Annotated in this window: 18 protein-coding genes; 7 read left to right on the forward strand and 11 right to left on the reverse strand. The window is 71.2% G+C overall.

The features are described 5' to 3' along the window. Positions 1-136 precede the first annotated feature (136 nt). Both AB0C38_RS24295 and AB0C38_RS24300 read left to right on the forward strand, forming a co-directional pair. Positions 137-901, forward strand: a complete 765-nt coding sequence (locus AB0C38_RS24295) for an SAM-dependent methyltransferase (RefSeq protein ID WP_360677160.1) — start codon at positions 137-139, stop codon at positions 899-901. Between the two features lie 19 nt (positions 902-920). Next, entirely contained in the window at positions 921-3,032 is a 2,112-nt protein-coding gene (locus AB0C38_RS24300) for an EAL domain-containing protein (protein WP_360677162.1), read from the forward strand. On the opposite strand, the gene AB0C38_RS24305 is transcribed toward AB0C38_RS24300, so the two are convergent. The 9 genes from AB0C38_RS24305 to AB0C38_RS24345 all read right to left on the reverse strand — a co-directional run bounded on the left by AB0C38_RS24305 (position 2,981) and on the right by AB0C38_RS24345 (position 11,010). Beyond that, the gene (locus tag AB0C38_RS24305) at positions 2,981-3,865 is read right to left on the reverse strand and encodes a DMT family transporter (protein ID WP_360677203.1); all 885 of its coding nucleotides are present in this window, start codon (positions 3,863-3,865) and stop codon (positions 2,981-2,983) included. The genes AB0C38_RS24300 and AB0C38_RS24305 overlap by 52 nt on opposite strands. Positions 3,866-3,922: 57 nt before the next feature. After that, positions 3,923-6,037, reverse strand: coding sequence for an MMPL family transporter (locus tag AB0C38_RS24310; RefSeq protein ID WP_360677164.1), 2,115 nt, complete (start codon positions 6,035-6,037; stop codon positions 3,923-3,925). A gap of 175 nt (positions 6,038-6,212) precedes the next feature. Next, a complete protein-coding gene (locus AB0C38_RS24315) occupies positions 6,213-6,461 on the reverse strand; it encodes a hypothetical protein (protein ID WP_360677166.1) in 249 nt (82 codons plus the stop codon). After that, on the reverse strand, positions 6,458-6,799 hold the full coding sequence (locus AB0C38_RS24320) for a helix-turn-helix domain-containing protein (RefSeq protein WP_360677168.1): 342 nt from the start codon (positions 6,797-6,799) through the stop codon (positions 6,458-6,460). The genes AB0C38_RS24315 and AB0C38_RS24320 overlap by 4 nt, the downstream gene beginning before the upstream one ends. 137 nt (positions 6,800-6,936) lie before the next feature. Further along, positions 6,937-7,656, reverse strand: a complete 720-nt coding sequence (locus AB0C38_RS24325) for a DUF2786 domain-containing protein (RefSeq protein WP_360677170.1) — start codon at positions 7,654-7,656, stop codon at positions 6,937-6,939. Between the two features lie 18 nt (positions 7,657-7,674). Beyond that, positions 7,675-8,355, reverse strand: coding sequence for a response regulator transcription factor (locus tag AB0C38_RS24330; RefSeq protein WP_360677172.1), 681 nt, complete (start codon positions 8,353-8,355; stop codon positions 7,675-7,677). Further along, positions 8,352-9,491 carry a sensor histidine kinase gene (locus AB0C38_RS24335; protein WP_360677174.1) on the reverse strand — a complete coding sequence of 380 codons (1,140 nt, stop codon included), beginning with the start codon at positions 9,489-9,491 and terminating at the stop codon, positions 8,352-8,354. Before AB0C38_RS24335 ends, AB0C38_RS24330 begins: the two co-directional genes overlap by 4 nt. 194 nt (positions 9,492-9,685) lie before the next feature. Next, complete coding sequence (locus tag AB0C38_RS24340; protein ID WP_360677176.1) at positions 9,686-10,234, reverse strand: TetR/AcrR family transcriptional regulator; 549 nt, start codon at positions 10,232-10,234, stop codon at positions 9,686-9,688. Then, on the reverse strand, positions 10,213-11,010 hold the full coding sequence (locus tag AB0C38_RS24345) for an SGNH/GDSL hydrolase family protein (RefSeq protein ID WP_360677178.1): 798 nt from the start codon (positions 11,008-11,010) through the stop codon (positions 10,213-10,215). The genes AB0C38_RS24340 and AB0C38_RS24345 overlap by 22 nt, the downstream gene beginning before the upstream one ends. A gap of 251 nt (positions 11,011-11,261) precedes the next feature. Here AB0C38_RS24345 and AB0C38_RS24350 point away from each other — a divergent pair, with 251 nt between their 5' ends. After that, positions 11,262-12,242: an NAD(P)H-dependent oxidoreductase gene (locus AB0C38_RS24350; protein ID WP_360677180.1), complete on the forward strand. Its 981-nt coding sequence runs from the start codon at positions 11,262-11,264 to the stop codon at positions 12,240-12,242. A 4-nt stretch (positions 12,243-12,246) separates the two neighbouring features. Here AB0C38_RS24350 and AB0C38_RS24355 read toward each other — a convergent pair whose 3' ends face one another. Then, positions 12,247-13,725: a GAF domain-containing protein gene (locus AB0C38_RS24355; protein ID WP_360677182.1), complete on the reverse strand. Its 1,479-nt coding sequence runs from the start codon at positions 13,723-13,725 to the stop codon at positions 12,247-12,249. A gap of 106 nt (positions 13,726-13,831) precedes the next feature. Between AB0C38_RS24355 and AB0C38_RS24360 the strand changes: the two genes are divergently transcribed. Continuing rightward, positions 13,832-15,355: an aldehyde dehydrogenase family protein gene (locus AB0C38_RS24360; protein WP_360677184.1), complete on the forward strand. Its 1,524-nt coding sequence runs from the start codon at positions 13,832-13,834 to the stop codon at positions 15,353-15,355. Beyond that, positions 15,355-15,723, forward strand: a complete 369-nt coding sequence (locus AB0C38_RS24365; RefSeq protein ID WP_360677186.1) for a DUF779 domain-containing protein — start codon at positions 15,355-15,357, stop codon at positions 15,721-15,723. The genes AB0C38_RS24360 and AB0C38_RS24365 overlap by 1 nt, the downstream gene beginning before the upstream one ends. On the opposite strand, the gene AB0C38_RS24370 is transcribed toward AB0C38_RS24365, so the two are convergent. Further along, positions 15,692-17,047 (reverse strand): M20 family metallopeptidase, encoded by a 1,356-nt coding sequence (locus tag AB0C38_RS24370; protein WP_360677188.1) that lies wholly within the window; start codon positions 17,045-17,047, stop codon positions 15,692-15,694. The two genes, AB0C38_RS24365 and AB0C38_RS24370, sit on opposite strands and share 32 nt — an antisense overlap. Before the next feature lie 54 nt (positions 17,048-17,101). Between AB0C38_RS24370 and AB0C38_RS24375 the strand changes: the two genes are divergently transcribed. Together AB0C38_RS24375 and AB0C38_RS24380 are read left to right on the forward strand one after the other, a co-directional pair. Beyond that, positions 17,102-17,785: an MOSC domain-containing protein gene (locus AB0C38_RS24375; RefSeq protein ID WP_360677190.1), complete on the forward strand. Its 684-nt coding sequence runs from the start codon at positions 17,102-17,104 to the stop codon at positions 17,783-17,785. After that, on the forward strand, positions 17,775-18,374 hold the full coding sequence (locus tag AB0C38_RS24380) for a TetR/AcrR family transcriptional regulator (protein WP_360677192.1): 600 nt from the start codon (positions 17,775-17,777) through the stop codon (positions 18,372-18,374). The genes AB0C38_RS24375 and AB0C38_RS24380 overlap by 11 nt, the downstream gene beginning before the upstream one ends. The last annotated feature ends 84 nt before the right edge of the window (positions 18,375-18,458 follow it).

Below are 18,458 nucleotides of genomic sequence, written 5' to 3' on the forward strand. Positions count from 1 at the left end.
ACTCACGCGGATGGCGCAGTCGCCGAACCATCGGGAATCGCTAAGCTCTTTCCGGTCCGACACGGCTGAGAAGGTGTTTTCCGTGACTCGATCACCGGAATGGGTTCCACCGGGCGTCGATATCTCCGTGCCCAGCATGGCGCGCACCTACGACTTCATGCTCGGCGGCGGCCACAACTTCGCCGTCGATCGTGCGGTGGGCGAGCAGATCGAACGCGCGATGCCCGGGCTGCGCGACGCGGCGCGCGTGAACCGCGCGTTCCTCGGGCGCGCGGTGCGCTTCATGACCGGCCAGGGGATCCGGCAGTTCCTCGACCTCGGCTCCGGGATCCCCACGGTGGCGAACGTGCACGAAGTCGCCCAGGAGCAGGATCCGGACTGCCGGGTCGTGTACGTCGACCGCGACCCGGTGGCGGTCGCGCACAGCGAACTCATGCTCGCCGGCAACGATCGTGCAGCGATTGTCCAGGCCGATATGCGGGACCCGGAAAAGATTTTCGATGCACCACCGGTGCGCAGTTTGCTCGACTTCGAAAAACCGGTCGGACTGCTGATGCTGTTGATGTTGCATTGGGTGCCGGACGAATCCGATCCGCTCGACCTCGTCGCGCGCTACAGTTCGGTATTGGCGCCGGGAAGTTTTCTCGCGATCACGCACGTGACTGGCGACCACCAAGGCGAAAATCTCGGAGAAGCGACCGAAGTGATCAAGGAAAGCCGCAGTCCCGATCAAGTGACTTTGCGCACGTACGCTCAGGTGACCGAGCTGTTCACCGGTTTCGAAATCGTCGACCCGGGGCTGGTCGGCTGCGGTGAATGGCGGCCGTCCGGGCCGGCGGACATCTCCGCCGCGGCCGAGATGAACATGCTCGTCTACGCCGGAATCGGCCGCAAGAGCTGAGCGGACGCCACGAATGCCGATGATCGACGAACTGCCGGAAAAGCCCGCGGGCTCCGACCCGGAACGCGCGCGGACCGTGCTCGCGCGGAAATGGGCTTACCTGCTCAGCGGCGTGACCGTCGTTTCGCTGAGCCGCGAGCTGCTCGACGAAGAACTGCGCGGAATGCTGGACACGCTGGTCGAGTCCCTGCGCACCACGTCCGCGGACACCACGCCCGCTGAGGGGATCGGCGTGCGGCTGGTCGGGCTCGGCTACGTCGGCGAGCCGGGGCTGCGGTGCACCCTCGACGTCCTCGGGAAGGGCCTGCCTGGGCTGCCCGAACTGCAGCCGGTGGACCGCTTCGCCGAGCGGATCGCCCTGGCGCTGGGCGCGCTCTCCTGCGGCTTCCTGCTCGCGCACGAGCGCAGCGTCCTCGACCAGCAGGAGATCATGCACCTCTCGCTGCTCAAGGCGGTGCGGGACGCGCAGTGGAACCTCAAGCAGAGCGAAGCGCGCTTCGACGAGGTCGTGACGTCGTCCGCGAGCGGCGTCGCGGTGGTCGCCCCCGACGGCCGGATCGAGCGGGCGAACGCCGCGCTGGCCGAGATGCTCGGGCACGCAGCCGGCGAGCTGACCGGGACGCGGCTGGCCGACCACGTGCACCCGGAGACCGCCGAGGTCCTCCGCGAGGCGCTGGCGTCGCTGGCCGACGGCGGCCGGGAGCGGGTCCGGCTGTCCCAGCGGCTGCTGCGCAAGGACGGCGACGTCGCCCGCATCTCCCTCACCGCTTCGCTGCTGCGCGACGCCAAAGACCGGCCCGGCCACTTCGTCTTCGTGGTGGAGGACGGCACCGAGCTGATGCTGCTGCAGAGCGAGCTGAGCCGGCAGGCCCTGCACGACGTGCTGACCGGCCTGCCGAACCGCCAGTACTTCGGCACCTACCTCGAGACGGCGCTGCGGCGCGCCGACCCGGAGTACGGCGTCACGCTCTTCCACGTCGACCTCGACGCGTTCGGCATGATCTGCAACAGCCTCGGCCGCCGCGTCGGCGAGCAGCTGCTGGTGCACTTCGCCCAGCGCCTCAAGTCCGTCATGGCCCGCGAGAAAGCCATGATCGCGCGGTTCCACGCCGACGAGTTCGGCATCCTCGTCGAGAACTCGGCGACGACGCCGGACATCGACTCCATCGTGCGCGCGATCAACGACGAGCTCGCCGAGCCGTTCTTCGTCGACGGCCAGGGGCTCACGCTGTCGGCCAGCGCGGGCGTGGTGCACCGCCCGGCCAAGGGCATCGACCCGGCCGAGCTGCTGCGCACGGCCGACCAGACGCTCCGGCGCGCCAAGGTGCGGCGGCGCGGCCAGTGGAAGATGTTCGACCGGGAAGCCGACGCCGGAGACCGGCGGACGCAGGCGCTGGCCGTCGGCATGGCCGGTGCCTGGGAGAACGGCGAGATCGGCGTGCGCTACCGGCCGCTGGCGCGGCTGGCGGACGGCGAGGTCGCCGGGTTCGAGGCCCGCCTGCACTGGGACCGGCCGGCCGAGCGGTCGCTGCCGCACGAACGCTGCGCGGACCTCGCCGACTCGACCGGGCTCGTGCTGCCTCTCGGGGACTGGCTGCTGCGCGCGGCGGGCCGGCAGGGCGAATGGTGGCGGCAGCGCGCGGGTTCCCGGCTGCCGGTGGTCGCCGGGCTCACCGGGCACCAGATGTCGGACGAAGCCCTCGGTACGCGCGTGACGCGGATGCTCGCGGACACCGGTCTGCCGCCGGACCAGCTGCTGCTCGGTGTCCCGGTCGGCGCGCTGCCGGTGTCCGGCGTCGTCGAGAACGTCACCGCGCTGGCCGGTCTCGGGGTCCGCGTCATGCTCGACGACTTCGGGCTCGGGCCGGATGATCTGCGGGCGGTCGAGGACCTGCCGGTCGACATCGTCCGCGTCGACCGCCGGCTCGCGCAGTGGCAGGCGTGGTCGGACTCGACGTTCCTGGGTGCGCTGGTGCCGCTGGTCCGGCAGGTCGGCGCCACGCTCGTCGTCGACGGGATCCACACCGAGGACCAGGCGGACTGGTGGGGCACGGCCGGCGCGGAGCTGGGCACGGGCGACTACTTCGGGGCCGCCAAGCCGCCGGGCGAGCTCGCCGGCACCTTCGCTTGAGCCGGCCAGCGGGTCAGGCCGACGGCGGCCAGCACGATCACCATGCCGCCGAGGACCCGGGGCGTCAGCGGTTCACCGAGGACGAGCGCGCCGAGCGCGACCGACACCACCGGGAGCAGGTAGCCGACGGTCGCGGCGGCCGTGGGGCCTTCGTCCGTGAGGATCCGGTAGTTGAGGTAGAAGGTGATCCCGGTCCCGAAGATGCCGAGGATCGTCACCGCCACCACCGCGGTCAGGTCCAGGTGCGGGGCCGTGGTCGTCACGGGCAAGGCCAAGGCGGTCAATGCGGTCGCCGTCATGAGCTGGGCGGCCGAGAGCGCGAGCGGCGCGCCGCCGGGCGGCAGTTTCCTCGCCATGTAGGTGAACGCGATCGCGTAGCTGAGACCGGCGCCGAGCAGGGCCAGCGCGCCGCCGCTCAGCAGGCCTGCCTGCTGCCACGGCGCGAAGATCACCAGCACGCCGGCGAAGCCGAGGGCCAGCCCGAGCAACCGGACCGGGCCGAGGCGGCGGTCCGTGCCGAGCGCGACGCCGATCAGCAGTGACCACAACGGTGTCGTGGCGTTCATGACGCCCGCGACCCCGGAGTCGACCGTGCGTTCCCCGATGCCGAAGAGCGCGAACGGCAGGGCGTTGCAGAAGAACGCGGCGACGACCAGCCGCCCCCACGTCCGGCGGTCGCGCGGCAGGCGCTGGCCGGTCGCGAAGGCCATGGCCAGCAGCGTCAGCGCGCCGAGCGCGCAGCGGACCAGCGTGAGGTGGACGGGGCTCAGCCCGGTCAGGGCCAGCTTGATCCACAGGAAGCCCGATCCCCACAGCAGGGCCAGCACCACCATGCGCGTCAAGGCGCCCCGTCCACTCGTCACGCTTTCCACCGTGCCGAAGCAGACCTGTCAGGACAAGTGAAGAGTTCTGGAGTGATCTTTAAGGTCTGCTACAGCATCGGATCGCCAGAGCCGATCGCCGAGCAGGGCCAGTGCCGCGGGCAGCAGGACGCCGCGCACGAGCGTGGCGTCGAGCAGGATCGCGAACGCCATGCCGAGCCCGAGCATCTTGTACTCGATCGCCGCGAGGCTCAGGAAGATGCTGAACACCCCGGTCATGATCAGCGCCGCGCTCGTCACGACGCCGGAGCTGCGCGCGGTGCCTTCGACGATCGCCTCGCGCGCCGAAGCGCCCGCGAGCCGTCGTTCGCGGATCCGGCTGAGGATGAAGACGTGGTAGTCCGTGCTCAGCCCGAACAACAGCACGAACAGGAACATCGGCAGCCAGCCGAGCACGCCGCCGTAGGGCGTGAAACCCAGTAGTGGTGCGAGAAAGCCGTCCTGGAACACGAGCGTGAGCACACCGTAGGCCGCGCCGACCGAGAGCAGGTTGAGCAGGATCGACACCGCCGGCACCGCGACCGACCGGAACACGACCAGCAGCAGCACGAACGCGAGCAGCAGGATGAACGCGAAGACGTACGGCGCTCGTTCCAGCACCTGCGCGGTGAAGTCGTGCGCTTCCGCGGTCCGGCCCGCGACGGCGAAGTGGACGCCGTCCAAGCGGCCGATCGACTGGGGCAGCAGGGTTTCCCGCAACGCCGTCAAGGTCCGGTCGGCCGCTTCGTCGTTTCCGGTGCCGCCGAGCGGGATCCGCACGACGAGGGCGTCATCGACCGGAACCACGACCGCGGGCTTCGGCGTCCGCGCGGTGAGTTCGCCGATCGCCCGGCGGACCGCGGGGGTGTCGACCGGGCCCCGGTCGCTCCAGAGGACGACGTGCGCCGGCATGGTGACGCCCGGGAAGGCGTCCTGGACGCGCGCGGCCGCGTCGATCACCGGGACGCTGCGCGGCAGGCTTTCGGTCGGAGCCGGGTCCTGCAGCCGGATGCCGGCCGCGGGCAGGGCGAGCAGGACCAGCAGTCCGGCGGCGATCCCGGTCCACAGCCGCGGCCGCCGGGTCACGGTCGTGGCGACGCCGGCCCAGAACCGCGAGCGGGTGCCACGCTTGCCCAGCCACGGGATCCGGAGGCGGTCGATCCGGGTTCCGAGCAGCGAGAGCGTCGCGGGAAGCACAGTCACCGACGCCAGCACGGCGAGACCGACGACGAGGATCGTGCTCACGGTCAGCCCGCGCAGGTTGTCGAGCCCGGTGAACAGCAGGCCGGTCACGCACAGGGCCACGGTCAGTCCCGACACGACGATCACGTGCCCGGACGTCCGGGCGGCGATCCGGAGCGACTCGTCGACGCCGTGCGCGCGTTCTTCCCGGACGCGGCGCAGGAAGAACAGTGAATAGTCGACGCCGACGGCCATGCCGATCAGCAACGTCATCGAGGAAGTGGCGCTGTTGACGGGAATCCAGTTGTCCACTGCGGACAGAAGCCCGAAGGTCGCCAGCACCGTGGTGCCCGCGAGCAGCACCGGGACGGCGGCCGCGACCAGTGAGCCGAACACGGCCAGCAGGATCAGCAAGGTGAGCGGCAGCGAGCGCGTCTCGGACCGCTTGATGTCCTCCTTGATGCTCTGGTCGACCGCGCCGGACACGCTGAGGTCGCCCGCCTGCGCGAGCCGGGCGTCCGGGTGGCGTGCGGCGACCGTCGTGACGGCCGAGGTCGCCGTCGCGAGGTTTCGCCGGATTTCTTCGCCGGTGCCGAGGATCCGGAACGTGACGAGACCGGACCGGCCGTCGGCGGAGACCTGGGCCGGGTCGTCGAGCGGGGAGCGGATGTCCGCGACCGCGCCGGACGTCGTCAACGTCGTCACCAGGTCGGCGACGGCCGGGGAATCCCGTGGTACCAGGACGTTCTCCCAGAACGGCTCGCGGGAGGCCTGGCGGTCGAGGACGGCTTGGCCGGTTCCGGCGTCGCCGGCGGGGCTCGACCGCGCGTCGGTGCCGGGCGCGAACGTGCCGATGACCCAGGCGAGCGCGACGAGCGCCAGCCAGCCGAAGATCGCCGTGGCGCGGTGGCGCGTCGACCAGCGCGCGACGCGTTCCACCATGGGCGTGCCTGCAGGCAGCATGAACTAAGGTCCTTCCGTGAAGGAGTGATCCGATGAGAGCTCGCCCTCGGGCGAGTGGGTGCTTCTTCCTCCTGGGCCGCCGAGTTGCCGCTCGGCGGTCCAGGGCCTCAACTGCGTTTCGGGGGTTCCGGGTGGCGGAGCCCCCGGCTCGGGGCGAAGCCCCGGTTGTTACAGGTCAGTCGACCTCCTTGAGCACGTGTTCGATGGACCGCAGCCGGTCCTGGACGTCGCGCAGCTGCCGTTCGGTTTCTTCCTGTGTCCGCACGGCTTTCTCGGCGAGGCTCCGGTATTCCTGCTCGCGCGCGAGGGCGGCCTTGGCGCGCCAGGTCGTGGCCAGCTGCACGATCGCGATCGACAGCACGACCGTGATCAGGACGAAGACCCCGGTCACGCCGATGATCTCCTGCCACTGGTGCCAGTTCATGTCCGTCCCTCCTCGCCGTCCCGCTGGACGGATTCCGGTGTGGTCAGCGTCGGCACGGCGGCCGCGATGGTTTCGGGCGTCAGGACGACGGAAAACGGCGTGAGCTCGTAGAACCGCAGTGTCTTGCCGTCTTCGCCGACCTCGAAGCTGGCCTCGACCAGGCCCGCGGCTTCGAGCTTGCGCAGGTGGACCTGCAGCAGCGCGCGGCTGATCCGCAGCTCACGCGCGAGCTTGCTGACGTAGGTGCGCTCGGCGCGCAGGGCGGCGACGATCCGCAGCCGGTGCGGGTTGCCGAGGGCGCCCAGCAGCCGCAGGAGCTCGTCGCCCGTGGTCCACATGCCAACAAAAGTTAGCAGGTGGTGGGCGGAGGGGCTATCGGGGTGATCCCTGAGGGCGCGGGAACGTCATGAACGACCCGTTCATGTCGTCGGACGCGCTGAACGAGTCGTTCATGACGTTCGATCGCGGGTGACGCTCAGCGCAGGGCCTTCAGGCGGCGGGTCAACGCCGACGGGTCGAGGTTCGCGCGCGTGCCGGCGTCGTGGCCGTCGAGGTAGCCGCTGCCGGACAACCGCCGGGGCGCGGCCGAACGCAGGTCGCCGTACTCCGAGTCGAACGCGTGCTGCACCAGCTGTGATCGGTCGCGGACGACCAGCTCCGCCGACCGCGCGCCGGGCGCTGCCGTGCGGACCGCTTCCTGCTCGGCGTGCGAAAGCCGTTCGTGCACCGCGCGGGCGAAACCGTGCAGCCACGTGCGGCGGTAGGCGGCGAGCGATTCGCCGGGGAAGAAGCCGTCCGGCCGGACGCGCGTCAGCTGCGTGCTCGCCTGCAGCAGCAAGCTGGTGAACAGCAGCTCGACCCGGCCGATGTCGGACCGGTAGCCGAACACCGTGACGCTCTCGACCTTCTGGCCGTAGCGGTGCAGCAGCGTCCGGCAGCGCAGCGGGTAGGCGACCGAGGTCAGCAGGCTCGCCTTGTCGCGGCTGTACGGGTCGTTCATCGGGATCTTCAGCGTGCCGATCTCGTCGGTGCTCGCCCCGGAGTCCGCGAGCATCGCCTGGTCGATCCCGTAGCGCGCGACCAGCTCGGCGGCCTTCTTGTTGTAGGCCTCGGCCTCCGCCTCGGTGACCGCCGGGTCCTCGGCCTTGGCCAGCAGCTTGCGGATGCGCTCGAGCTGCGGGTCTGACTCGGTCATGGGAGGCAGGGTATTCGATCAGGTGTTCGGACGCGCGCACCGGGTGCGCGTGTCGCCCGGCGACACGAGCCCGGTTTCGTACGCCACGACCACCGCCTGCGCCCGGCTCGAAATGCCCAGCTTCGCCATCAGGCGGTTGAGGTGCGTCTTCACCGTCGCCTCGCTGACGCGCAGCTCGGCCGCGATGTCGCCGTTCGGCGCGCCCGTGCCCACGAACCGCAGCACCTCGCGCTCGCGGTCCGTCAGGCCCGGCAACGCCGGCGCGGTGGCGGGCGGTGCCGAGGTGAACGCCTCGACCAGCCGGCGGGTGATCGTCGGGCCGAACAGCATGTCGCCGCGGGCGGCCGCGTGGATGCCCGCGACCAGCGTCTCCGGTGGGCTGTCCTTGAGCAGGAAGCCCGACGCGCCCGCGCGCAACGCCGCGTAGACGTACTCGTCGAGGTCGAACACCGTCAGCATGATCACGCTGGGCCGCGGCGACGCCGACGCGAGGATCCGCTCGGTCGCCTTGACGCCGTCCAGCTCCGGCAGCCGGATGTCCATCAGGACGACGTCGGGGCGCAGCGCCACCGCCTTCGAGACGGCTTCGAGCCCGTCACGCGCTTCGCCGATGACGTCGATGCCCGGCACCGCGCCGAGCAGCGCGGCGAACCCGGCGCGGACGAGGTCCTGGTCGTCGACCACCAGCACGCTGGTCACTCGGGCTCCTGCGGTTCGGGCGACGGGCGGCTCGGGTACGGCAGGGTCAGCACGACGGCGAACCCGGCCGGGTCACGGGGACCGATCTCGATCACGCCACCGTACATCCGGGCGCGTTCGCGCATGCCGACCAGCCCGTGCCCGCCCGGGTTCGGCGGCACCGCCCGGCCGCCCGAATCCGTCACGCTGAGCACCAGCTGCTCCGGCCCGTAGTCGAGAACCAGTTCGGCGGGGGAACCGGCGTGCTTGAGCACGTTCGTCAGGGCTTCCTGCGCGACGCGGAACGCGCACAGCTGCTGGCCGGGCGGCAACGTCCGGGGCTCGCCGGTGACGCGGACGTCGACCGGGATCCCGGCCTCGCGGACCCGCGCGGTGAGCGCGTCCAGGTCGCCGAGGCCGGGCTGCGGCCGGTACTCCGCCGGCACGTGCTGCGGCGGGCGAAGCACGCTGAGGAGGCGTCGCAGCTCGTCGAGCGCTTCGGTCGTCGTGCCGGTGATCGTGTCCAGCGCCGTCCGCGCGGTGTCCGGCGCCGACTCGAAGACGTACCGCGCGAGGTTGGCCTGCACCGAGATCACCGAAAGGTGGTGCGAGACGACGTCGTGCAGCTCGTGCGCGATCCGGACGCGTTCCTCGGCGACGGCCTGCTCGGCCTCGTGTTCGGCGTCGCGCAGGCGATGGCTGCGCACGTAGGCGGCGCGCCCGACCGCCGCGATCCCGGTGACGAGCAGCAGCGACAGGAGCGAGTCGCCGACCGGGGACACCGGGCTGCCGAGCAGCATCGACGTCTCGTAGGCGGCCAGGCCGAGCACGGTCACCAGCAGCGCGTCCCGGAACCGGCAGTGCGCCCAGACCGTGTAGGCGGCCACGACCACGCTGAGCTGGCCGAGCTGCGACCGGAAGCCGAGGCCGTAGAACAGTCCCATCAGGACGACGCAGGCCACCAGCGCCGGGATCGGGAACCGGCGGCGCAGCGCGAGCGGCAGCGCGCTCACGGCGGCGAGGACCAGGCCGAGCGGCCGCGCGTGGTCGCCGAAGTGCCCGCCCAGGTCGGTCGCGCCGGCGAGCTGGTAGGCCGCGACGACGACCGCGAGCACGGCGTCGGCGAGCCGCGGCCGCGCGCGAAGGAGTCCCGGCACGCTGCGAAGCTACCTGCTCAACCCGGAGCGGTAGGCGGAGCCCGTCGAGTACCGCGAAGGTTTACCCAGCACTGCGTCGCCGGTTGCTTCCGCTGCGTGGTCACCTACCACTAGCGTCGCCGGTTGGCTCGGTGGAGAGGGTGTCCCAACCCAAGGCAGGGGGAGGGCTTTGGTGCGTCCTCTTCGCCGGGTTCTCAGCCGAGGTACGCGTCGAGCGTGACGGCCAGCGCCGACTCCGGCGACGGCGCGAAGCTCGCCCCGGCCAGCCCGCCCCACAGCCACAGCTGCGCGAGGCCGTGCAGCGCGGCCCACAGCGACGCGGCGACCAGCCGCGGGTCGGTGCCGCCTTGGTCGCCGGCCGCCGCGACGAGCACGGCGAACTCGTCGAAGACAGCGCTGCTGACGGCGGCGAGCGCGGGCTCGTCCGGGTCGATCAGGTCGCGGCGGAACATCAGCTCGAACATCGCCGGTTTTTGCAGCGCGAAGTCGACGTAGCTGTGGCAGGCGGCGGTGAGGCGTTCCCGCGGGCTGCCGCCGGGCAAGCGTTTGCGGCGGTCCAGCAGCTCGGTGAAACCCTGCGTGGCGACGGCCGACAGCAGCTCGGCGCGGCCGGAGAAGTGCCGCAGCGGCGCGCCGTGCGACACGCCCGCGGCCTTGGCGATCCCGCGCAGCGTGACCGCGCCGACGCCCTCCTCGGTGAGCAGCTCCGACGCCGTCGTGATCAGGCGTTGCCGGGTGCCCATGCCTCGTCCCGGGTCATGGGGAGCAGGTCCGGGCGCTTCGGGAAGAAGCCGTCGCCGGGCTGGCGGCCGATCATCCGGTTGCGCGTGCGGGTCACGGCGACCGGCAGGACCTCGTGCAGCAGCCAGTGCAGGTCGGCGCGCCGGCTGTTCTCGGTCGCGGCGCCGGTGAGCGGGGCGAGCCAGGCGGGATCGGGTTCGAGGCCGAGCAGGTTCAGGACGTAGGCGGCGAGCCGGCGGTGGCCATGGGCGGAGAGGTGGAGCCGGTCGGCGCCGAAGTACCGCGAGTCGGTGACGGCCTGGTCGGGCCACAGGTCGATGAGCAGCGCGCCGTAGCTGACGGCGGCCTCGCGGATGGCGTCGTTGAGCGCGACGATCCGCGGCCGCATCCGGTGTCCGAGCGGCATCCGGTGGGAGATGTCGCTGAGGGTGAAGGTGACGACGACGGGCGAGATTTCGGTGCAGGCCCGGATGGCGGCGTCGACCCGCCGGGCGACGGTCCGCGCGTCCCAGCCGCGGCTCATGACGTCGTTGCCGCCGCCGAAGAGCGCGACGAGATCAGGTTCGAGGCGCGTGGCGGCGGGGACCTGCTCGGGGACGATCTGGTCGAGCCGCCGGCCGCGGACGGCCAGGTTGGCGTAGCGGAAGCCGGGCTCGTCCTGGGCGAGGCGGGCCGCGACGAAGTCGGCCCAGCCCCGGTAGGCGCGCTGGTCGGGGTACGGGTCGTCGAGACCTTCCGCGCAGCTGTCGCCGAGGACGACGAAACGGTGGTAGCTCATCCCGATCTCCGTAACCCGTGGTTCACCTTGTGGACACTGTTTATCAAACTTTTGTAGACGCTGTCTACTTCGTGTTCGCCCAGGGTGTGGCCGACCGCGAGAGGGCACCGACGGCTGGCCGATGTCATGAACGACTCGTTCATGTCGTCGGACGAGGTGAACGAGTCGTTCATGACGTCCGGAGGCCGGCGCCTGACATCTCGCCGGGCCGTTTCGTCGGACTGAGCGAACCGACCGAACAGGGGAGAACCATGATCAAGATCGGAATCGTGCTGGGCAGCACCCGTCCCGGCCGCCGGGGTGACCAGGTAGCCCGGTGGGTGCACGAGCGGACAGCCGGCCGCGCGGACGCGGAGTTCGAGGTGATCGATCTGCTCGACCACCCGCTGCCGCCCTTGGCGGAGCCGCCGATGGCGAACCCGGGCCGCTTCCCGGACGAGCACGCCGAGCGCTGGGCGGAAGCCGTCGGCGCGTGCGACGGGTTCGTCTTCGTCACGCCCGAGTACAACCACTCCGTCTCCGGCACGCTCAAGACCGCCCTCGACCACCTCCACGCGGAGTGGGCCGGCAAGGCGGCCGGCTTCGTCTCCTACGGCAGTGCCGGTGGCGTCCGCGCCGTCGAGCAGCTGCGGCTGGTCTGCGGTGCGCTGCAGCTGGCCGACGTGTCTCCGCAGGTCACCTTGCCGCTCGCCACGGAGTTCGAGAACTTCGCCGTCTTCAAGCCGGGCGAACACCAGCTCACCGCGCTGGACACCCTGCTCGACCACGTCGTCGCCTGGAGCACCGCCCTCGCGCCGTTGCGTAACGGGGACGCGGAAGCCGACATCAGAGCACAGATCGACCGGATCATCGAAGGCCTGCGTGCCAAGGACCTCGAGGTCCTGAAGCGGGTCTACGCCCCGGACGTCGTGTCGTTCGACGTCGAGCCGCCGCTGCAGCACGTCGGGCTCGACGCCAAGCTCGCGAACTGGGCCAAGGTCTTCACGTTCTTCGAGAAGGTGGACTACGAGATCCGCGACCTGACCCTCGACGTCAGCGCCGACGTCGCCGTCGGGCACGGCTTCGGCCGGGTCAGCGGCACCCTGCACGACGGCACGGTGACGGACGGGATGTGGGTCCGCGCCACCTTCTGCTTCCGGAAGGTCGGCGGCGCCTGGATGATCGTCCACGACCAGGCGTCCGTGCCGCTCGACATGGCGACCGGCCGGGGCGTGACCGACCTCGAGCCCTGACGCCTCAGGCGAGCCGGGCGCGGTGGGCCGAGACGGCGGCCCGCCGCGGGTCGGCCGCCGGGAGCGCCTTCAGCAGGGCGTCCAGGACCGCGAAGTCGTCCACCCCGCACGCCGTTTCCCAGAACGACCACAGCACGCCCGGGTCGCCGCTGTTCAACGCCACCTGACGGACCTGCGCGGTGAGGGACTCGCGCTCTTCGCGGATCGCGGGCGCTTCCGACTCCGGCAGCAGCGGCCCGCGGAAGACGCGCACCACATCGGCTGGTGAACCGGTGCGCAACGCCGCCCGTGCCCGGGTGAAGTCCGCGTCGACGTCGGCCGCCAGGCGGTACGGGCGCGTCTGCACCACCGTCGCGCCCAGCTGGGAGCGCAGGCGGTGGATCTCCCCGCGGACCGTCACCGGGTTGCCCTGCTCGCCGTAGAGCTGCAGCGCCAGCCGTTCCGCGGAGAGGCCGTTCGGGTGCAGGGCCAGCAGGGTCAGGATCTCCGCGTGGCGCGACGTCAGCGGCACCTCACGACCGTCCACAGTGGTCGAATGCGCGCCGTCGGAGAGGTATTCGAGCCGCAGCCGGGAACGCCGGCCACCGCCGCCCGAAGAAAGCCGGAGCAGGTACCCCTCCTCCAGGGGCTCCACCGTGGCGAGCCGGCCGTCGGGCAGGGCGACCGTCCCGCCGCCGCGCCGGACGTCCACTGTGGACGGCAGCAGGCACGCCTGGGCCGCCAGGACCCGGCCGCCCGCCGAGAGGAGCGCGCCGGGACGTCCGCGCAGGGCTTCCAGGTGCGGCATGTTGGCGCGGCGCAGGCGTTCGTCGCGGACCGCGAGCTGCGCGCGCAGCTGGCCCTCGGCGAGCTGTGCCGTGGCCGTGACCAGGGAGATCATCGCCGGGTGGACCGTGCGCAGCGGCCCGCTGACGTCGATGGAGCCGAGGAGCACGCCGGTCTCGGGGTCGCGCACGGGCGCCGCCGCGCACGTCCACGTGTGGTAGCGCCGGACCAGGTGCTCGGCCGAGTAGATCTGCACCGGCTCGCCGGTCGCGAGCGCCGTGCCCATGGCGTTCGTGCCGATCGCCGCCTCGCTCCAGCGCGTGCCTTCGATGAGGCCGACGCGGTCGCCGCGCAGCAGCTGGGCCGTTTCGCCCTCGCGCCACAGGATCAGGCCGTCCGCGTCGGTCACGATCATCACGTGCTCGGCGTCGTCGGCGATGCTCACGAGCATCTGCCGCAGCACGGGCAGCACCGGCGCCAGCGGGTGAGCTTCCCGCAGCGACGAAAGATCCGCCGACGAGTACACGAACGGTGCCTCGCCCTCATCGGGATCGACCCGGGCCGCGAGCGAGCGGTTCCACGAGTCGGAGACGACCGAGCGTGGCGGCCGGGGCCCGGGAACGCCCTGGAGCACCGCTTCGCGGACGTGCTCCAGTAGCCGCGCGTACGACTCGGGGTCGCGCAGCAGCTCCGGTTCGGGCGCCTCTGCCACGTCCACCAGCGTAGATAGCCGGCTCGCGGCGGTGCAACGCGCTTGCAACGTTGCCCGGCCTACGTTCGCCGCCACCAGCTCAACCGTCACTCCGAGCAACGAGGCAGGGAAGATGGTCCAGTACGCCGCACCGAACACCGAAGGCAGCGTCGTCAGCTACGAGTCGCGCTACGACCACTACATCGGCGGCGAGTACGTGCCACCGGCCGGCGGCCAGTACTTCGAAAACCCGACCCCCGTCACCGGGAAGACCTTCTGCGAGATCGCCCGCGGTACCGCGCCGGACGTCGAGAAGGCCCTCGACGCGGCCTGGGGCGCGGCCCCGGCCTGGGGCAAGACCTCGGCCGAGGAACGCGCCGGGATCCTGCTCAAGATCGCCGACCGGATGGAGCGGAACCTCGAAAAGATCGCGGTCGCCGAGGCGTGGGAGAACGGCAAGGCCGTCCGCGAGACGCTCGCCGCCGACATCCCGCTGGCCATCGACCACTTCCGCTACTTCGCCGGCGCGCTGCGCGCCCAGGAGGGCGGCATCTCGCAGATCGACGAGAACACCGTCGCCTACCACTTCCACGAGCCGCTCGGCGTGGTCGCGCAGATCATCCCGTGGAACTTCCCGATCCTGATGGCGGTCTGGAAGCTCGCCCCGGCGCTGGCCGCGGGCAACGCGATCGTGCTCAAGCCGGCCGAGCAGACCCCGGCGTCGATCCACGTGCTGATGTCGATCATCGGCGACCTGATCCCGCCGGGCGTGCTGAACATCGTCAACGGCTTCGGCGTCGAAGCCGGCAAGCCGCTGGCCTCCAGCAACCGCGTCCGCAAGGTCGCCTTCACCGGCGAAACCACCACCGGCCGGCTGATCCTGCAGTACGCCAGCGAAAACATCATCCCGGTGACCGTCGAGCTGGGCGGCAAGAGCCCGAACATCTTCTTCGACGACGTCGCCGCGCGGAACGACGACTTCTACAACAAGGCGCAGGAGGGCTTCGCGCTCTTCGCGCTGAACCAGGGCGAAGTCTGCACCTGCCCGTCGCGGGCGCTGATCCAGTCGGGCATCTACGACCGGTTCCTCGGCGACGGCGTCGAGCGCGTCCGCCGGATCAAGCAGGGCAACCCGCTCGACACGGACACGATGATCGGCGCCCAGGCCTCGAACGACCAGCTCGAGAAGATCCTGTCCTACATCGACATCGGCAAGCAGGAGGGCGCGGAGATCCTCACCGGCGGCACCCGCAGCGACCTCGGCGGCGAGCTGTCCGGCGGCTTCTACGTCGAGCCGACGGTGTTCGCCGGGGACAACAAGATGCGCATCTTCCAGGAGGAGATCTTCGGCCCGGTCGTGTCCGTGGCGAAGTTCGACGACTACGACGACGCGATCAAGATCGCCAACGACACGCTGTACGGCCTCGGCGCCGGCGTCTGGTCGCGGGATGGCAACACCGCCTACCGCGCCGGGCGCGACATCCAGGCGGGCCGCGTCTGGGTGAACAACTACCACGCCTACCCGGCGCACGCGGCCTTCGGCGGTTACAAGGCGTCCGGCATCGGTCGCGAGAACCACAAGATGATGCTGGACCACTACCAGCAGACGAAGAACATGCTCGTCTCCTACTCCGACCAGGCGCTCGGGTTCTTCTGATGACCGAGCGCGTCGATCTGACACCGGCCGCCGCGGACCTGCTGCGGCGGCTGGTGTCGCTCCACGGGCCGGTGATGTTCCACCAGTCCGGCGGGTGCTGCGACGGCAGCGCCCCGATGTGCTACCCAGCCGGCGAGTTCAAGACCGGCCAGTCCGACGTGGCCCTCGGCAAGCTGGAGGTCGAGGGCATCGAGGACGTGCCGGTCTGGATGTCCGGGCCGCAGTTCGAGTACTGGAAGCACACGCACCTGACGATCGACGTCGTGCCCGGCCGGGGCAGCGGGTTTTCCTTGGAGGCGCCCGAAGGCGTGCGCTTCCTGATCCGCTCCCGGCTGCTCACCGACGAAGAGTCGGCGGCGCTGAGCTGAAGGCGCCGAACAACGCCGTGGCGAGCACCAGGCCCTCCCGGGCGACCGGGGCGAGCAGGTGCTCGTCCGGCGCGTGCTGCAGGCAGCCCGGGTAGGAGTGCGGCAGCCACAGCGTGGCCAATCCCAAGATGTCGGTGAAGACGTGGTTGGGCAGGCCGCCGCCGAAGTTGGGCAGGAGGGCGACCGGTCGGCCGGCGACGGCGTCCAAAGTGGACTTCGCCCAGCTGGCCCAAGGGTTGTCGACCGGAGTCCGGCTGGCGCGGAAGCTCGTGTCGGCGCTCAGTGAAACCATCGAAAAACCTTGTGCGGCAAGGTGTTTGCGAATGGCAGGCGCGACGCAGTCGACGTCGGTGCCGGCCACGTACCGCAGCTGCAGGACCGCCCGCGCCCGGCCGGGGATGGCGTTGACCGGACGGTCGGCGTTCCCGGCGTCGAGCGCCAGCACCTCCAGGGTGTTCCAGCCGTAGAGCCGCTCGGCGGGCGTGAGCCGGTGATCGCCCCAGCCCTCGTCCGCGTCGACGACCACATCGGCCAGCGCGGCGCGCACGGATTCCGGCAGCTCCGGCGGCAGCAGCTCGGGCACCTGGACGCGGCCGTGGCCGTCGACCAGGCTCGCGATCGCGGCGGCGAGGGTCGTCGCGGGGTTGCGCAGGATCCCGCCCCAGTTGCCGGAGTGGGCGGCGTCCGGGCGCAGGTCGGCGTCCAGGGTGAGCCGGACGCCGCCGCGCGCGCCGAGGAACAGCGTCGGCGTCGCCGCGTCGAGGCGCGGGCCGTCGGAGGCGATGAGGACGTCGGCGCTGAGCAGGTCGCGCTGCTGAGCCGCGAACTCGTCGAGTCCCGGTGAGCCGATCTCCTCGCCGGTCTCGAAGAGGAACTTCAGGTTGAACCCGAGCTTCCCGCGCTCGGCCAGCAGCAGCCGCAACGCCGTGAGGTTGACCAGGTGCTGGCCCTTGTTGTCGGCGGTGCCGCGGCCGTACCAGCGGTCGCCGTCCGCGGTCAGCGTCCACGGGTCGAGGCCGTCGCTCCACTGCCCGGCTTCCCCGACGACGTCGGCGTGGCCGTAGCAGAGCAGCGTCGGCAGCTCCGGCGATTCGACGCGGACGCCGACCAGGAACGGGCCGCCCGCCGGGTCCGGGTTGACGTGCTGGGTGACGTCGCAGCCGAGCGCCGTCAACGCCGGGGTCAGGACCTCGTCGAGGTAGGCCTGGATCGCGGCGCGGCCTTCGGGGACGTCGCTGACCGTCGGGTAGGCGACGAGCCGGGCGAGTTCGGTGAAGAAGGCGCCGGAGTCGACGTGGGCGCGGGCCTGGTCGAGCAGTTCCATACCCGCCACTTTAAGGGCCCGAAACTGTACGAACGATCGTGCTATCTTCGAGGCATGAACATCGACAGCGTCTACGTGGGGGAACCGAGCGTGCTGGGATACCGGCGCGAGCTGCCGGTGCTCAGCGGGATCACGAAGGCACTGGTCACGGCGCCGGAGCTGCACCTGACCGAGCTGAACCTCGACGGTGACCGGCAGGCCGACCTCACCGTGCACGGCGGGGTCGACAAAGCGGTCTACGTCTACCCGGCCGAGCACTACGCGGCCTGGCGCGAGGACGGCTTCGAGGTGTCGACGGCCGACTTCGGCGAGAACATCTCGCTGTCCGGGGTCACCGAGGACGACGTCCGGATCGGGGACGTCTGGGCCTGGGGCGACGCGCTCGTGCAGGTCTCCCAGCCGCGGTCGCCGTGCTACAAGCTCGCCATGAAGACCGGCCGCCGGGACATCACCCCGGCGATGATCGACTCGGGGCGCTCCGGGTGGTACCTGCGCGTGCTGCGGCCGGGTACGGTGCCGACGTCCGGCGCCCTCGAACTGGTCGAACGCGCGGACGGGCCGACGGTCGCCGAGGTGTACGTGATCTCGTTCGCGAACTTCGGTCAGTTGCCGCCGGAGCACGTCGGGGCGGCGCTGGACTTCGCGGACCGCGTACTGGCGGCGCCCGCGCTGGCGGAGCAGTGGAGCGCCGGCATCCAGTCCACTGTGGACCGTTGGCGGGCGCGGCGTGCCGGTTGACGGCCGGGTCGCCCGCGGCGACGCGACCCGGCGCGTGGTGCTGCGCCGGGCCGTGGACGTCGCTTCGGTCGACGGCCTGGAGGGGCTGTCCCTCGGCCGGCTGGCCACCGAGCTGGAGCTGAGCAAGAGCGGCGTGTTCGCGCTGTTCGGCTCGAAGGAGGAACTGCAGCTCGCGACGGTCGAGGCGGCGTTCGGCATCTTCGAAGCGCACGTCGTGGCGCCCGCCCGGACGGTGGAGCCCGGGCTGCCGCGGCTGTGGGCGATCTGCGAGAACTGGCTGGTGTACTCGGAAGAACGCGTGTTCCCGGGTGGCTGTTTCTTCTTCAACGCGGGCGCGGAGTTCGACGCGCGCCCGGGCCGCGTGCACGACGCGGTGGCGGCGGCGAGCGGCTCGTTCGCGACGTTCATCCGCGAGACGGCCGCCGACGCCGTCGCCCTCGGCCATCTGGACGCGGACGCGGAGGTCCTGGCGTTCGAGCTGCACGCACTGGGCCGCGCGGCCAACGCGGACGCGGTGCTGAACGGCGGCACCCGCGCATACGCCCTGGCCCGCCGCGCGATCCGCTCCCGCCTGGGACAAAACCCGTGAAGGCCTCCTTACCGGCCATAAGAGCCGGTAAGGAGGCCTTCACGGCTTTCAGAACAGGCCGCAGTTGGAGAGTGCCGGGAGGCC

It is taken from the genome of Amycolatopsis sp. NPDC048633 (assembly GCF_040650695.1).
GTDB lineage: Bacteria > Actinomycetota > Actinomycetes > Mycobacteriales > Pseudonocardiaceae > Amycolatopsis.

Coding starts and splice junctions, on each gene's coding strand:
- AB0C38_RS24295 (WP_360677160.1), top strand. CDS start 137: ATGGCGCGCACCTACGACTTCATGCTCGGCGGCGGCCACAACTTCGCC.
- AB0C38_RS24300 (WP_360677162.1), top strand. CDS start 921: ATGATCGACGAACTGCCGGAAAAGCCCGCGGGCTCCGACCCGGAACGC.
- AB0C38_RS24305 (WP_360677203.1), bottom strand. CDS start 3,865: ATGGTGGTGCTGGCCCTGCTGTGGGGATCGGGCTTCCTGTGGATCAAG.
- AB0C38_RS24310 (WP_360677164.1), bottom strand. CDS start 6,037: ATGCTGCCTGCAGGCACGCCCATGGTGGAACGCGTCGCGCGCTGGTCG.
- AB0C38_RS24315 (WP_360677166.1), bottom strand. CDS start 6,461: ATGAACTGGCACCAGTGGCAGGAGATCATCGGCGTGACCGGGGTCTTC.
- AB0C38_RS24320 (WP_360677168.1), bottom strand. CDS start 6,799: ATGTGGACCACGGGCGACGAGCTCCTGCGGCTGCTGGGCGCCCTCGGC.
- AB0C38_RS24325 (WP_360677170.1), bottom strand. CDS start 7,656: ATGACCGAGTCAGACCCGCAGCTCGAGCGCATCCGCAAGCTGCTGGCC.
- AB0C38_RS24340 (WP_360677176.1), bottom strand. CDS start 10,234: ATGGGCACCCGGCAACGCCTGATCACGACGGCGTCGGAGCTGCTCACC.
- AB0C38_RS24345 (WP_360677178.1), bottom strand. CDS start 11,010: ATGAGCTACCACCGTTTCGTCGTCCTCGGCGACAGCTGCGCGGAAGGT.
- AB0C38_RS24350 (WP_360677180.1), top strand. CDS start 11,262: ATGATCAAGATCGGAATCGTGCTGGGCAGCACCCGTCCCGGCCGCCGG.
- AB0C38_RS24360 (WP_360677184.1), top strand. CDS start 13,832: ATGGTCCAGTACGCCGCACCGAACACCGAAGGCAGCGTCGTCAGCTAC.
- AB0C38_RS24365 (WP_360677186.1), top strand. CDS start 15,355: ATGACCGAGCGCGTCGATCTGACACCGGCCGCCGCGGACCTGCTGCGG.
- AB0C38_RS24370 (WP_360677188.1), bottom strand. CDS start 17,047: ATGGAACTGCTCGACCAGGCCCGCGCCCACGTCGACTCCGGCGCCTTC.
- AB0C38_RS24375 (WP_360677190.1), top strand. CDS start 17,102: ATGAACATCGACAGCGTCTACGTGGGGGAACCGAGCGTGCTGGGATAC.